Annotated in this window: 12 protein-coding genes; 6 read left to right on the top strand and 6 right to left on the bottom strand. The window is 70.6% G+C overall.

The genetic code is table 11. The annotated features are described in order from the left end of the window. Positions 1–951 precede the first annotated feature (951 nt). Positions 952–1,395 (bottom strand): Lsr2 dimerization domain-containing protein, encoded by a 444-nt coding sequence (locus tag R4I43_RS00005; RefSeq protein ID WP_324263371.1) that lies wholly within the window; start codon positions 1,393–1,395, stop codon positions 952–954. 360 nt (positions 1,396–1,755) lie between these two features. Here R4I43_RS00005 and R4I43_RS00010 point away from each other — a divergent pair, with 360 nt between their 5' ends. Then, positions 1,756–2,100: a histone-like nucleoid-structuring protein Lsr2 gene (locus R4I43_RS00010; RefSeq protein WP_324263372.1), complete on the top strand. Its 345-nt coding sequence runs from the start codon at positions 1,756–1,758 to the stop codon at positions 2,098–2,100. Positions 2,101–2,221: 121 nt separating this feature from the next. On the opposite strand, the gene rbsK is transcribed toward R4I43_RS00010, so the two are convergent. Further along, positions 2,222–3,118, bottom strand: a complete 897-nt coding sequence (gene rbsK / locus R4I43_RS00015; RefSeq protein ID WP_324263373.1) for a ribokinase — start codon at positions 3,116–3,118, stop codon at positions 2,222–2,224. A 102-nt stretch (positions 3,119–3,220) separates the two neighbouring features. Between rbsK and R4I43_RS00020 the strand changes: the two genes are divergently transcribed. Further along, complete coding sequence (locus R4I43_RS00020; RefSeq protein WP_324263374.1) at positions 3,221–4,291, top strand: hypothetical protein; 1,071 nt, start codon at positions 3,221–3,223, stop codon at positions 4,289–4,291. 95 nt (positions 4,292–4,386) lie between these two features. On the opposite strand, the gene R4I43_RS00025 is transcribed toward R4I43_RS00020, so the two are convergent. From R4I43_RS00025 to R4I43_RS00040, 4 genes are all read right to left on the bottom strand, one after another. Continuing rightward, positions 4,387–5,259, bottom strand: coding sequence for a spermidine synthase (locus R4I43_RS00025; RefSeq protein ID WP_324263375.1), 873 nt, complete (start codon positions 5,257–5,259; stop codon positions 4,387–4,389). A 310-nt stretch (positions 5,260–5,569) separates the two neighbouring features. Then, the gene (gene speD, locus R4I43_RS00030) at positions 5,570–5,962 is read right to left on the bottom strand and encodes an adenosylmethionine decarboxylase (protein ID WP_324263376.1); all 393 of its coding nucleotides are present in this window, start codon (positions 5,960–5,962) and stop codon (positions 5,570–5,572) included. A gap of 78 nt (positions 5,963–6,040) precedes the next feature. After that, positions 6,041–7,264, bottom strand: coding sequence for a type III PLP-dependent enzyme (locus R4I43_RS00035; RefSeq protein ID WP_324263377.1), 1,224 nt, complete (start codon positions 7,262–7,264; stop codon positions 6,041–6,043). Positions 7,265–7,483: 219 nt separating this feature from the next. After that, entirely contained in the window at positions 7,484–8,983 is a 1,500-nt protein-coding gene (locus R4I43_RS00040) for a PucR family transcriptional regulator (RefSeq protein WP_324263378.1), read from the bottom strand. 250 nt (positions 8,984–9,233) lie between these two features. Between R4I43_RS00040 and R4I43_RS00045 the strand changes: the two genes are divergently transcribed. Genes R4I43_RS00045 through pucD form a run of 4 tightly spaced genes read left to right on the top strand, consistent with a single transcriptional unit; the run spans position 9,234 to position 14,200 of the window. Further along, complete coding sequence (locus R4I43_RS00045) at positions 9,234–10,097, top strand: FAD binding domain-containing protein (RefSeq protein WP_324263379.1); 864 nt, start codon at positions 9,234–9,236, stop codon at positions 10,095–10,097. Continuing rightward, the gene (locus tag R4I43_RS00050) at positions 10,088–10,558 is read left to right on the top strand and encodes a (2Fe-2S)-binding protein (RefSeq protein ID WP_324263380.1); all 471 of its coding nucleotides are present in this window, start codon (positions 10,088–10,090) and stop codon (positions 10,556–10,558) included. The genes R4I43_RS00045 and R4I43_RS00050 overlap by 10 nt, the downstream gene beginning before the upstream one ends. Then, positions 10,551–11,891 (top strand): 8-oxoguanine deaminase, encoded by a 1,341-nt coding sequence (locus R4I43_RS00055; protein WP_324263381.1) that lies wholly within the window; start codon positions 10,551–10,553, stop codon positions 11,889–11,891. The genes R4I43_RS00050 and R4I43_RS00055 overlap by 8 nt, the downstream gene beginning before the upstream one ends. Positions 11,892–11,893: 2 nt before the next feature. Next, complete coding sequence (pucD, locus tag R4I43_RS00060; protein ID WP_324263382.1) at positions 11,894–14,200, top strand: xanthine dehydrogenase subunit D; 2,307 nt, start codon at positions 11,894–11,896, stop codon at positions 14,198–14,200. The last annotated feature ends 5 nt before the right edge of the window (positions 14,201–14,205 follow it).

Consider the following 14,205-nt stretch of genomic DNA (forward strand, 5'->3'; position numbering starts at 1 on the left):
AGATCCCGCGATGAGTTGGTTAGGGGCATATAAAGAACACTAACCAAAACAGTCCACTGTTGAGTTCTCAAAGAACACACCCACACCATCACCCACGACCCATTTCAGAGCCGCACGATCCGGGGAGTCATTTCCTCGGTGATTCCCGCTCTCGCGGTGTTTCCCACTTTAGACCATCCTGATTTCCTCGGTCAAACCGGGGGGTCTCATTCTCGTCCGTCACCATTCCGTGACCTGCAAGCAAGTCCCGCACTCGGCGACATCAAGCGAAAACAACCGCTCAATCGGTATTCACATTATCAAAATGTCTTACCCGTTTTCCGGGACCCGTCCACGCTAACACCCGGAGGCTTAAGCGAGGTTCTCGGGGCCCCGTCAGGCCCGGCCCGGTTTTTCCCGGTCCGTGTCGCGCTGACCTGGAATACTTTACGCACCCCGAAAAACCCGGTGAACACCACCCCCCTTTAAGGGTGAAACCCCAGGTCAGGCAGCGGATGAACGCCAATCCAACCGGCAATGCCCCACGCCCGGCCGACTGAGCGGGCGATCCACCTTCGGGTGGTAGTTGGTCCGCGGAGCGGGTGCTCCTAGATTTCGCGGGTAGCCTGCCGACGACTTGTCAGAACGGGGGTAGCAGTGGACTCGACTCCGATATACACCGAGCTGCGCAACACTCTGGCCGATCCGGAGGACCGCGACTGGGGCCCGAGCGCCCCGCCGGAGTTCGCGACCGCGCTCGCGGACGGAGCGGACTCGGCACCTGCGAAGGAATCGCGCTCGAGCGGCACGCGCTCCCGCGCGCGGAGACACCGCGCCGCGGACTGAAACATCCCAGATCTCGAACCGCACCGGATTCAGCTCCGCGCTCCGGTGCGGTTTTTGCTGCGACACGTCCACCGGCACGACGGCCGGCGGAACGGAATCGCGTCAATACAACTGGAAGCCGGCGCTTCAGTCCACGGCGGAGGAGAACAGCGGCAGCGAGACCGCAGGAGCTTCTGCAGTCGTCTCGGTCCGAGCCGGTTCGGCGTCCTCGACGGGAACGAGCTCGGGCTCGGCTTCCTTCGCGGGAGCTTCGGCCGTTTCGTCCGACCCCGGCTTCTTCAGCGCTTCGCGAGTGCGCTGCGCCGCGCCGCGGATCTGCTCGGTGAGCTGCTTGTTGGCCTGACGCGCCTGCTCTTCTTCGCGCTCCTGCCGCTTCGTCCCGCCAGCGGCCGCCGGTTTGGGCGCGCGAGCGGCCTTGATGTAGCGGTCGAGCACCGAACGAAGCGCTTTGGCGTTGCCGTCGTTCAGGTCGATTTCGTAGCTCACGCCGTCAAGCGCGAAGGTGACGGTGTGCTTGGCTGGCGACCCGTCGATGTCATCGACGAGATCAACCTGAATCCGCTCGGCCATGATCACCTGTCTCGGGAACGCGCCCCGTCTCGATCCGCGACTTCCAGGTAAGACTACTGCTAGTCCTGACCACGTTGTAGCACGACGCTTAGCAGATGTCCCGCACTCAACCATAGAGCACCCGGTCCGATCGGCCGAAAACCGCTCGGCACGCCGGACGTCTCGTGTCGCCCCGGCATCCCGCCAACTAACGGACGGTAACCGAAGGCGGCCGTTTTGAACCCAAGGTAATCCACGACGCCACCAAATTTCGATACCGGGTGGAGCATTCTTCCGAGCATCGTTTATTGTTCGCTCGCTCTTCGTCGCGCGGGCACGTGCGCGCAGAGACTGGATTCGAGCCGGAATCGAGGTTTAACCGTGGCGCAGAAAGTCACCGTGCAGCTGGTCGACGATGTCGACGGCTCGCAAGCCGACAGCACCGTCGAGTTCGCCCTGGACGGGGTGAACTACCAAATCGACCTGTCCGCCGACAACGCCGCGAAACTGCGGGACTCACTGGCGTCTTTCGTGGCCAACGCACGTAAGACCGGTGGCCGCAAGCGGTCTGGCAACAAGCCTGGAAAGCCGTCCGGTGCGCCGACCCAGGCCGACCGGGAACGCAACCAGGCCATTCGGGAATGGGCCCGGGAACAGGGCATGCAGGTTTCCGACCGGGGCCGCATTCCGGCTGAGATCGTCGAGGCTTACGACAACGCTCGGTGAACGGCCGGGCACGGGCGGCCGGATTTGGCTTCGGACATTTCCGGCCCGCCCCGTTTGCGGACCAATTGCCCGGCAATGACCGCCGATGGCGGTCGGCGCCGGCAATTGGAGTTTTCGGCTATCAGTTCGCCAAGAAGCGGACGATTTCATCCCGAGTGGGCATTGCGCTGGTAGCCCCATTGCGCTGCACGGAGAGTGCCGAACCGGCCGCCGCCCGGCGCAATGCCTCCGGGACCTCCTCGCCCTCGCCGAGCGCGGCGCTGAGCACGCCGACGAACGTGTCGCCGGCCGCCGTGGTGTCCACCGCCTGGACCGGGAACGCGGGCACCTGGTGGCGGACTCCGTCGCGGTCGCCGTAGACGCAACCGCGAGCACCGAGCGTGATGACCACCTCGGGCACCAGCTCCAGCAGCGCGGCCAAGGCGCGCTCGGGGTCGTCGTGGCCGGTCAGCACGGCTGCTTCGTGCTCGTTGGGCACCAGCAGGTCCACGTCGCGGAGCAGTTCGTCGGGCAGCGGGACCGCCGGGGCCGGCGTGAGCACGACCCGCACGCCGTTGCGCTTCCCCGCGGCGGCTGCCGCCGCCACTCCCGGCTGCGGGATCTCCAGCTGCAGCAGCAGGCTGTCCGAACTCGCGATGATCTCCTCGTCACCGTCGGCGAGCGCGTCGACGGTCCCGTTGGCGGCCGGGACCACGATGATCGAGTTGTCCCCCGAGTCGTCGACCACGATGTGCGCCGTTCCGCTGCGCCCGGGCACCGTCCGCAGGCCCTGGGTGTCCACAGTGGATTCCTGGAAGACCCGGCGGATCTCCGCGCCGAACTCGTCGGCGCCGATCGCGCCGATCATGCGCGTGTCCGCACCGGCCTTGGCCGCGGCGATCGCCTGGTTGGCGCCCTTGCCGCCGGGGACCGTGCGGAACTCTCGGCCGGTGACCGTCTCACCCCTCGAGGGCGCGACCGGCACGTAGGCCACCAGGTCCATGTTGCAGCTGCCGAAGACCACCACGTTCGTCGTCACCGGACCATCATCGCCGACCCCGACACCCCGCCCGCTGGACGGGTCACGCCCAGGGCGACGTCGTACCATGCCGACCAGCAGTCGAGGAGAGGGCGATACGCGGTGGACTACGCGGTGACGGCGGAACTCGCACCACCTGCCGAGGTGGTGGAGCTCGACCCGCTGCAGCAGGAAGGGGTCGCGGCCGTGCTGGACCGCCACCTCGCGATGGTCGAGGGGGTCAGCGGTCCGGAGGAGTCCGAGATCGACGTGCTCGACTACCGCATCACCGTGCACCAGGCGGGCGTGAGCGTGCTGCTCGCGCTGGACGCACCCTCGCTGCAGGCCGCCGAGGAGGGCGCGGCATCGGTGCTCGACGAGCTCATCGTGGAGACCGAGCTGCTGATCGGCTGGACCGTCGCCGAGTCCGCGGTCCGCATCACCGAGGACGAGTTCAACGAGCGGCTGGCCGCCGCCGACGACGTCGACACCGACGACGCGCTGCAAGCTGCCATCGAGGAGGCGCTGGAGACCTCCGGCGAGCCCGCGATGGACGCCGAGCACTGGAAGCACAGGCTAGCCGAGCTCGCGCCGCGGCTGCGCGCCTTCGAGACCGGCGCTTTCGGCGTGGAGGGCGAGCAGGCCTCGCTGGCCGCCGGCGCCCTGGTGCACGCGGTTCGGGTGGTGACCGACGAGATCTTCTACGACGAGCTCGCGCTGGCGGTCAACAACGCGACCGTCGCCGACGCCGTCGGGCTGCTGGTGCTCGAGGAGCTGCCGCCCTGCTACGACCACCGCTACGACGCGTTCTTCGCCCGGGCGTTCGTGCTGGCCTCAGCGGCTGTGGCGGTCCGGCTCACCGAGCCGGTGTGGACGCCGCCGCGCAGCGTCGCCGAGGCGCTGGCGCTGCGGCTGGTGATCAACGAGGCGCGGGTGGTCCTCGAAGCCGCCGAGCTCATGAGCTGGGGCGACAGCGAGCCGGTGTTCGAGGCGTTCGCCGCGAGGGCCTTCGGCGGCGTGGAGCACGCCGAGCTCTACGAGATCGACGTCCCGCTGGCGGGCGAGGCCGAGCCGGAGGTCGTCGAGCAGGCCGCGAAGGTGGAGGCCGAGCTGCACAACCAGGGCCTGGCCTTCGACCAGTGGTTCCTGCCCACCGACGGCGGCACCTTCCACCCGTACCTCGACTCCCCGTGATCCGGGGCTCCGCGCTACGGCAGTCCTCGCCCGTCGTGCCCGGTCGGTTTTGACCGGAACCGCCCCTCGGCGACGGACGCCGAGGGGCGGTGTGGTCAGGACTGGTTCCGCACCGAGTGCGGCGGGACCGTGGCGCCGATGAGGGAGGCGTCGTCGATCGTCTCCGGCTCGTAGGCGCTGTTGGGGAGCGCTTCGAGCATCAGGTTGATCGGGTCGTCGATCGGCTCCACGCGGCCGAACAGGAACGCCCACTCGTGCTCGTCGGAGCCGAAGTAGGCGACCGTCTCGAACGCCGACTGGAACCGGTTGTAGGCGCGGATCAGCGTCTCGTTGCGCCACACCGTCGGGCAGCCGCCCTGGAACGCGACCACGCCACCGGCCGAGAGCACCGACTGGCAGCGCTGGATGAACTCCAGGCCGTAGAGCCGGTTGTGCTGGCCGTCGGCGTCGTCGGCGCGCTCGTCGGGCAGGTCGACCACGACGATGTCGTAGCCCTCCGGCGGGGCCGTGTCCAGGAAGCTCCAGCCGTCGGCGAAGTGGATCGTGACCGGGCCCTCGCCCTTCTCGGCCGCGGCGAGCTCGTCCGGCGTGTAGCCGTAGGGCAGGTGCTCGGCGCACTTGCGCACGCACAGCTCGTCGATGTCGACGTGGTCGACCCGGGTCGCGCCGGCGGCCACCGCCATCTGGCTGGCCACTCCCTCGCTCGACCCGATGATCAGCACCCGCTCCACCTGCGCGGCCAGCAGGAACGCCGGCACCATCATCGCCTCGTGGTAGACCAGCTGCGAGAACTCGGTGCTCTGGCGGTCATCGTCGCAGAACAGCGAGACGCCCTGCGCGGTCCGCGCGATCACCACGTGCTGGTACGGGGTGTCGCCCTCCCACAGCACGTCGTCCACCCGCCACAGGCGCTGCAGGTCGGCGCCCATCGGCTCCTTGATCCACCGGTGCCCGTCGAGTTCGATCAACGGTGTTCCTCCTGAATATCCCCAATGATGTGTGCCCAGCATCCCGCCGGCTCCCGTGGCGGGCGCGCCGACACGCGAAAGTAGACCGTTCCCGGCTCACGTCCAACTGCGAACACCTGGCGAGCGGCGAAGCCGCTTCCTCCTCGCCCCACCTGAACGACCGGCACCGCCGCAGGTTCTGAGCGGCGTCGTGGCGAGGACGCCGCGACGCCGTGGGCATGCACGAGGAGTGGCGCCCGGAGTCGACCGAGCCGCTCAGGTTCTGCCACCCGCACCGCTGCGCAGCACGAGTCGAACCTGTCAGAAGCGTTCAGCAGACCAGTTCGGCGTAGTCGTGGCCTCGCTGGATGGTCTGCACGTTCTGCGACGTGGGCTTGAGCGCCTCGGCGAGCAGTTGCACCGCGAGTTCGGGCTTGGCGGTGTGGCCGCAGGTGAACACGTCGATGAAGATCGAGCCGTCCTCCGGGTAGGTGTGCAGCGAAGCGTGGGACTCCGACAGCAGCGCCAACACCGTGACGCCCTGCGGGTCGAACCGCTTGGCGATCATCTGGCACACCGTGGCGTCCGATTCGCTCAGCGCGTTGTGCAGGACTTCCCGCAGGTACTGCTCGTCGTCGAGCAGCCCCGGTTCAACGCCCTCCAGCTCTGCCAGGACGTGCCTGCCGGTGAACAGACCTACCTGTGCTCCGGTGTCAACGGACATCTATCCCCTCCCATCGTTTCGCAGATTTGCCACGTCTTGCTCCAGGTCGGCTGCGGGCGGACGTGCCGCCGCAGCAGATCACGGCCGCTGATCGCCGTCGACGCAATAAGTGGGCAGCGGGGTAAACCCGTTGAAACCCACCGATGAATAGCTGGCGGTGTACGCGCCCGCCGACAGCAGGTCCACCCAGTCGCCGCCGCGCAGGGTGCGCGGCAGCTCGTAGTGGGTCCGCTGGTAGAGCACGTCATCACCGTCGCAGGTCGGTCCGGCCAGGACGACCGGACCTCCCGGATCACCGTCGCGCGCGGTGCGCAGCCGGTAGGTGATCGCCTCGCCCTCGGTCTCGGCGAGGCCGTTGTAGCGCCCGATGTCGAGGTACACCCAGCGCCGCTGCCCGTCGCAGGAGTCGGTGACCAGCACGACCTCGCTGCGCAGCACGCCGGCGTCGCCGACGAGGAAGCGCCCGGGCTCGATGAGCAGTTCCGGCCGCTGCGGGCCGAACGCGTGCTCCAGCGCCTGCTCGATGGCCGTGACGTAGTCGGCCAGCGGCGGCGCGGTCTCGGTGTACCCGGCGGGCAGTCCCCCGCCGAGGTTGACCATGCGCGGTCGCACCCCGCGCTCGGCGCAGTCGGCGAACACCCGGGCGGCGGCGTCGATGCCGTGCCGGTAGGCGGCCGGGTCCAGCTGCTGCGATCCAATGTGGAACGACACGCCGTAGGGGTCCAGCCCCAGTTCGGCGGCGCGGACCAGCAGGTTCGCGGCCTGCTGCGGGGTGCAGCCGAACTTGCGGCCGAACGGCGTCTTCGAGCCGGTGTTGTCGACCAGGACGCGGCAGAACACCTGCGAACCGGGTGCGACCTCGGCGATGTTGGTCAGGTCGGCGTCGCTGTCGGTGGCGAACAGCCGCACGCCCTGCTCGTGGGCGCGGGCGATGTCGCGGCGCTTCTTGATCGTGTTTCCGTAGGAGATCGACTCCGGTGCCGCGCCCTTGGCCAGGCACAACTCGATCTCGCCGGGGCTGGCGACGTCGAACGAGGCGCCCTCCGCGATCAGCTCACCGACGACCTGGGGAGTGGGATTGGCCTTGACCGCGTAGCAGATGCGCGCGTCCGGCAGCGCGGTGCGCAGTTGCCGGTAGCGGTCTCGCACCTGCGCCAGATCCATGACCAGGCAAGGGGTTTCGGGGTTCTGCTGATCCAGGAATCGCCGGATGGGATCCGGATTCCCGTTGCCCCGCCCGGGTTCCTGCGCGGTGCCGCTCGGGCGGTCCGTCACGCCGGTGGTGGCGGACAGATCGGTCAATCCCGTTACCTCCGTCTCGGGGTGTGGGTGGGTTCTCGCCGCTTCTTCGCCGCCCTTCACCGGGCGCTCGGCGACCGCAACTGCGACCAAGCACGGTACCGCCCTCAACGTCAGATTTCGAACCACACCCAACTTTGTGAGGACACGCACTGACCAGTGCAACTGTCGAGGTGGTCCGTTCGCTCGGCGGAACCTGAGCGGCTCCGCCGCGTCACGGCCCTACCCGTCGGTGTCGAGGCGGAGCGCGAGGTAGAAGTCCACCCGCGTGCCGAAATCGGAGAGGTCGCGTCCGGTGAGCTCCTCGACCCGCTGGATGCGGTAGCGCAGCGTGTTGACGTGCACGTGCAGCAGCTGGGCGCAGCGCGACCAGGACCCGTTGTCGTCGAGGAAGACGCGCAGGGTGCGGAGGAGTTCGGAGCCGTGCGCGGTGTCGTAGGCGACGAGGTCGGCGAGCAGCCGATCCCGGTAGGAGCGGCGCAGTTCGTCGGGCGCGGACGCCAGCAGCACCTCGTGCGAGGCGAGTTCGGCCGCGGCGGCGACCTCGGCGCGGCCGCGGCGCTGCTCGGCGAGCCTGCGCGCGTAGGCGGCCTCGTCGAGGGCCCCGCGCAGGGCGGTGGCGGCGGTGATGTCGCTGATGCCCATCGCCAGCCGCCGCTCCCCCAGTCCGGCTTCGGCGTCGGCGACGATCCGCCGCAGCTGCTGGTCCAGGTCGGCGAGGTGTTCGCGGTCGTCGACGAACAGGGCGGCGGCGCCGTCGCCGAGGGGCGCGGTGACCGAGGCCATGCCGGTGGCGGCTGCGATCTCGCGGAGCAGGGTGGTGGATTCGGCGGGGTCGCCGATGCCCATCGCCACCGCGCGCAGCGGTTCGTCGGCAGGCAGTCCTGCGGTTTCGAGCCGGGCGGCGACCTCGGTCGGCGAGGAGCTGCCTTCGAGGAGCCTCCGCAGCGCGGCTTCGACGGAGCGCCCGGCGATGCGGCGGGCCTCGTCGACGCGGGCGCGCACCAGTGCGACGACCGTGCCGAGGTCGGCGGCGACGGCTTCGCGGTGCTCGTCCCACTCGACGAGGTCGCCGCTGACCAGCGCGAACCACTGGGCCGCCGTCGGTTCGGCGCCGGATTCGACGGGCCAGAGCACGTGCGGGTCGCCGGCGCGCCAGGTGCGCGGCAGGCGGCCCCGGGTGAACTCGGCGAGCGCTCCCCTGCGGGTCTGCTCGGGCAGTTCGGCGGTGCCGCCGACGACCCAGCCGGTGGCCGACACGACCCAGCAGTCGGCGCCGAGGTCGTCGGCGGCCATCCGCAGCACCCGGTCGAGGTCGGCGCCGGCGGCGACCGCCGAGATCAGCTCGCGGCGCGGGGCGGCCCGCCACTGGATGCGTTCGGCGAGGGCGTTGAAGCTGACCGAGATGGGGACCTCGAACGCGGGCAGCCCGTGTTCGCGACAAGCCGCCACCAGGTCCGGCGGGGCGTGGCCGAGCCGCGCGGTTCCGGCGGCCAGACCTGCCACGCCGGCGTCGACGAGGGCCCGGACGAACTGCTGGGAGTCCTCCGGGCCGCCGTGCCAGACCAGGCCGCTGAGCACCAGCTCGCCGCCGGTGAGGTAGCGGCGGGGATCGATGAGGTCGGTGATGTAGACGCCGCGCACCGGCCGCTCCAGCGCATCGGCGTCGTTGAGCAGCACCAGCCCGAGCTCGTCGTCGGCGAGCAGATCCCTGAGCCGCACTCACTCTCCGTTCCGTCACCCGAAGCGGTGCCCCGGAGGTCGAACACCGCAGTTCTCGCCCCTGGTGCGGTGGCGGGAGCCCGTGGGGGTGGTGCGCCACGTCGGGTGGTTCCGCATCGTTCGTAGGAACATACAACCGCGCCCTCCGGTGGGCGAGTCTTTTTCGGGGCATCGCCCGCTAGTCAGGGGCTGCTCGACGAATGTGTACTGGGCCACATCAGCGCACCGGCCGGTCGAGAAGGAGTACGACGTGGAATTCCTCCGCCCCGCCACCTGGCGGGAAGCGCTCGAAGCCAAGGCCGCGCATCCGGACGCCACACCGATCGCGGGCGGGACCGACGTGATGGTCGAGCTGAACTTCGACCGGCACCGGCCCGAGGTCCTGCTCGACCTCACCACCGTGCCCGAGCTCGCCGAGTGGGCGCCGGACGGTGACGTGCTGCGCATCGGCGCGGGCGTCCCCTACGCGCGGCTCATCGAGGAGCTGGGCTCCCGAGTGCCCGGTCTGGCGATGGCCAGCCGGACCGTGGGGTCCCCGCAGATCCGCAACCGCGGCACCGTCGCGGGCAACCTCGGCTCGGCCTCTCCTGCCGGAGACGCCCACCCACCGCTGCTGGCGGCCGGGGCGGGCGTCGAGGTCGAGTCCGTGCGCGGATCGCGGGTGATCCCCGCGGACGAGTTCTTCACCGGCCCGAAGCGCAACGCGCTGGCGCCCGACGAGCTGATCGCCGCCACCCGCATCGCGCCGGCCGCGGGCCCGCAGCAGTTCTCCAAAGTCGGCATCCGCAACGCGATGGTCATCGCCGTGTGCACCTTCGCGGTGTCGCTGGACCCGGCCGCCAAGTCGGTCGGCACCGGGATCGGCTCGGCCGCGCCCACCCCGATCCGGGCGCGGGAGGCCGAGGACTTCCTGACCGCCGAACTCGACTGGGACGGGCCGCTGGAGGACTCGGTGGCCCGCAGGTTCGGCGAACTGGTCGCGCAGGCCGCGTCGCCGATCGACGACGTGCGCGGCAGCGCGAACTACCGCAAGCACGCCTTGGGCGTGCTGGCCCGCCGGACCCTGAGCTGGGCCTGGCACGAGCACCGTTCCGGGAGGCAGGAATGCGCCTGAAGTTCACCGTCAACGGGCGCCGGCAGGAGGCCGACGACGTCTGGGAGGGCGAGTCCCTGCTGTACGTGCTGCGCGAGCGGCTGGGCCTGCCCGGCTCGAAGAACGCCTGCGAGCAGGGCGAGTGCGGTTCGTGCACCGTCTACCTCGACGGCGTGCCGGCTTGCTCCTGCCTGGTCGCGGCCGGTCAGGCCGAGGGCCGCGAGGTGCGCACCGTGGAAGGGCTGGCCGACGAGGAGCAGCTGGACCCGGTCCAGCAGGCGTTCGTGGAGACCGGCGCCGTGCAGTGCGGGTTCTGCACCCCGGGCCTGCTGGTGCAGACCCACGACCTGCTGGAGCGAACGCCGAAGCCCTCGGACGCCGAGATCCGCGAATCGCTGGCCGGGAACCTGTGCCGCTGCACCGGTTACGAGAAGATCATGGACGCCGTCCGGCTCGCCGCGCAGCGGAGGAGCGATGGGTGAGCGGATCGTCGTCGAAGGCGGGTCGGTCGTGGCGGTCGATGACGCCGGGACCGAGTTCGCCGAGGGCCACGTGGTCGTCGAGGGCGACCGGATCGTCTCGGTCGGACCGGGCTCGGCCCCGCCGCAGGACGTCCCGGTCCGCCGCATCGACGCCACCGGATGCCTGGTCACCCCCGGGCTGATCAACACCCACCACCACCTCTACCAGTGGGCGACGCGCGGTTACGCGGCCGACTCGACGCTGTTCGAGTGGTTGACCGAGCTCTACCCGCTGTGGGCGCGGATGGACGTCGAAACCGTCCACGCGGCGGCCTCGGCCGGACTCGCGCAGCTCGCCCGCTCCGGCTGCACCACAGCCGCCGACCACCACTACGTCTTCCCGCGCGACGGCGGTGACGTGTTCGGCGCGGTGGTGGCCGCCGCCGAGCGGATCGGACTGCGGCTGCACGCGGTTCGCGGCTCGATGGACCGGGGCCGCTCCCGGGGAGGCCTGCCGCCGGACTCCGCCGTCGAGGACCGCGACGCGGCCCTGGCCGGGACGCAGCAGGCCATTGACGCCTTCCACGACCCCGCGCCGGGCGCCCGCATCCGGGTGGCGGTGGGGCCGTGCTCGCCGTTCACGGTGAGCACCGGGCTGATGCGCGAGGCCGCGGAGCTGGCCCGCCGCAACGGGGTTCGGCTGCACACCCACCTCGCCGAGACCACCGACGAGGAGGAGCAGTGCCGGGCCGAGTTCGGCCGCACCCCGGTGGAGTACGCCGAGGACCTGGGCTGGCTCGGCGAGGACGTGTGGCTCGCGCACGCCGTGCACCTGTCGCCGTCCGCGGTCCGCAGGCTCGGCGAGACGGGCACCGGGGCCGCGCACTGCCCCAGCTCCAACGGTCGGCTCGGCGCCGGGATCGCGCCGGTGCGGGGGCTGCTCGACGCCGGTGCCCCCGTCGGGCTGGGGGTCGACGGGGTCGCCTCCAACGAGTCCGGCGGGCTCGGCGAGGAGATGCGCCAGGCGCTGCTGCTGGCCCGAGGCGTCGGCGGGCCGCGCGCGATGTCGGTGCGCGAGGCGCTGTGGCTGGCCACCCGGGGTGGCGCCCGCTGCATCGGGCGCGAGGACGAGATCGGCTCGCTGGAGCCGGGCAAGCTCGCCGACATCGCCGTGTGGCGGCTCGGCGGGCTGGACCACACCGGCATCCAGGACCCGGTCGCCGCTCTGGTGCTGGGCCGGTTGCCGCAGGTCGACACGCTGCTGTGCGGCGGGGTCGACGTCATCACCGAAGAGAACGTCGTCGAAGAGCTGGACCGGGCGAGCGCCCGGATGCGTCTGGTGGAGGTGTCGTGACCATGACCCAACGACCGAGTGCCCAGGCACCGACGCGGACGCCGCAGCGGCTCGACGACGCCATCGACGGCGGCATCGGCGAATCGCCGCTGCGCCCCGACGGCGCGCTGAAGGTGCGCGGCGAGTTCGCCTACGCCTCGGACCTGTGGGCCGAGGACATGCTGTGGGGTGCGACGCTGCGCAGCCCCCACCCGCACGCGCGCATCCGCTCCATCGACATCGGTCCCGCGATGGCGATGGCCGGCGTGCACACCGTGCTGACCGCCGAGGACGTGCCGGGCGACAACATCTACGGGCTCAAGACCATCGACCAGCCGGTGCTGGCCTCCGACGTGGTGCGCTACGTCGGCGAGGCGGTGGCCTTGGTCGCCGCCGACCACCCGGAGACCGCGCGGCGCGCCCTGGAGCGCATCGTCGTCGACTACGAGGTGCTGCCCCCGGTGCTCGACGCCGAGCGGGCCGCGCACGACGAGGACCTGCCGAAGCTCCACCCGGACGGCAACGTGGTGCGCCACCAGCGGATCGTCAAGGGCGATCCGGACGCCGCCGCCGAGGTCGTGGTCTCCGGCGTCTACACCGTCGGCATGCAGGACCAGGCGTTCCTCGGCCCGGAGTCCGGGCTGGCGATCCCCGCCGAGGACGGCGGCGTCGACCTCTACCTCGCCACCCAGGACCTGCACTCCGACCTCAGGCAGACCGCCCGCGCTCTGGGGCTGCCGCCGGAGAAGGTGCGGATGACGATGTCCGGCGTCGGCGGCGCGTTCGGCGGCCGGGAGGACCTGTCGATCCAGGTGCACGTGTGCATGCTCGCCATGCACGTGGGAAAGCCGGTGAAGATGTACTACAGCCGCGAGGAGTCGTTCTACGGCCACGTGCACCGGCACCCGGCGAAGATGTACTACGAGCACGGCGCGACCCGCGACGGGAAGCTGGTCTACGTCAAGGCCACCCAGTACTTCGACGGCGGCGCGTACGCGTCGAAAACCCCCGTGGTGGTGGGGAACGCGACCACGCTGGGCGTCGGGCCGTACGTGGTGCCGAACGTGCTCATCGACGGCTGGGGCCTCTACACGAACAACCCGCCGTGCGGGGCGATGCGCGGATTGGGCGCCGTGCAGCCGACTTTCGCCTACGAGTCGCAGATGGACAAGCTCGCCGCCGAGCTCGGCATGGACCCGGTGGAGCTGCGCGTGCGCAACGCCATCGCCCAGGGCGGCACCATCCCCACCGGCCAGGTGGTGGACTCCCCCGCGCCGGTCGCCGAGCTGCTGGAACGGGTTCGCGCGCTGCCGATGCCCGAGGAGCGCGACACCACCGACATCCGCGAGCTGCCCGGCGGCGCGTCCAACACCACGCACGGCGAGGGCGTGGTGCGCGGCGTCGGCTACGGGGTGACGATCAAGAACATCTGCTACTCCGAGGGCGCCGACGACTTCTCCACGGCCCGCGTCCGGTTGCAGCTCATCGGCGGTGAACCGGCCGCGATGGTGCACACCGCGGCGGCCGAGGTCGGCCAGGGCCTGGTGACCGTGCAGCAGCAGATCGCGCGCACCGAGCTGGGCGTGGAGCGGGTGACCATCCACCCCAACGACACCTCGGTCGGCCCGGCCGGTTCCAGCTCCGCCTCGCGCCAGACCTACGTCACCGGTGGTGCCGTGCAGGCCGCCTGCCAGGCCGTGCGCGAGGCGCTGTTCGACCGGGTCGTCGAGCGGTTCGGGACGTCGGTGGGGCTGTCGCTGCAGGGCGGCAAGGTCGTCGCCGCCGACGGTGTCGTCGCCGACCTGGCCGAGGTGCTGGGCGACGACGTCATCGAGGAGACCCGCGAGTTCCACCACCGGCAGACCTTCCCGATGGACGCCGACGGCCGCAGCGACCTGGTGCAGGTGCAGCACGCGTTCTCCGCGCACCGCGCCGTGGTCGACGTCGACACCGAGCTGGGGCTGGTCAAGGTCGTGCAGCTGGCCTGCGCGCAGGACGTCGGCAAGGCCGTCAACCCGGAGGCCGTCGTCGGTCAGATCCAGGGCGGTTCGGCGCAGGGCCTCGGCCTGGCGGTGATGGAGGAGATCCAGGTCAGCAACGGCAAGATCCGCAACCCCTCGTTCACCGACTACCTGATCCCCACGATCCTGGACATGCCGCCGATGGAGATCGACGTCATCGAGCGCGGCGACGACAACGCGCCCTACGGGGTTCGCGGCGTCGGCGAGCCGCCGACCATCTCGACCACGCCGGCGGTCGTCGCGGCGATCCGCGCCGCCACCGGCAAGGACCTCCCGCACACACCGGTCGCTCCCGAGCACATCATCTAAAAGCA

The organism is Saccharopolyspora mangrovi, from assembly GCF_035320975.1.
GTDB lineage: Bacteria > Actinomycetota > Actinomycetes > Mycobacteriales > Pseudonocardiaceae > Saccharopolyspora > Saccharopolyspora mangrovi.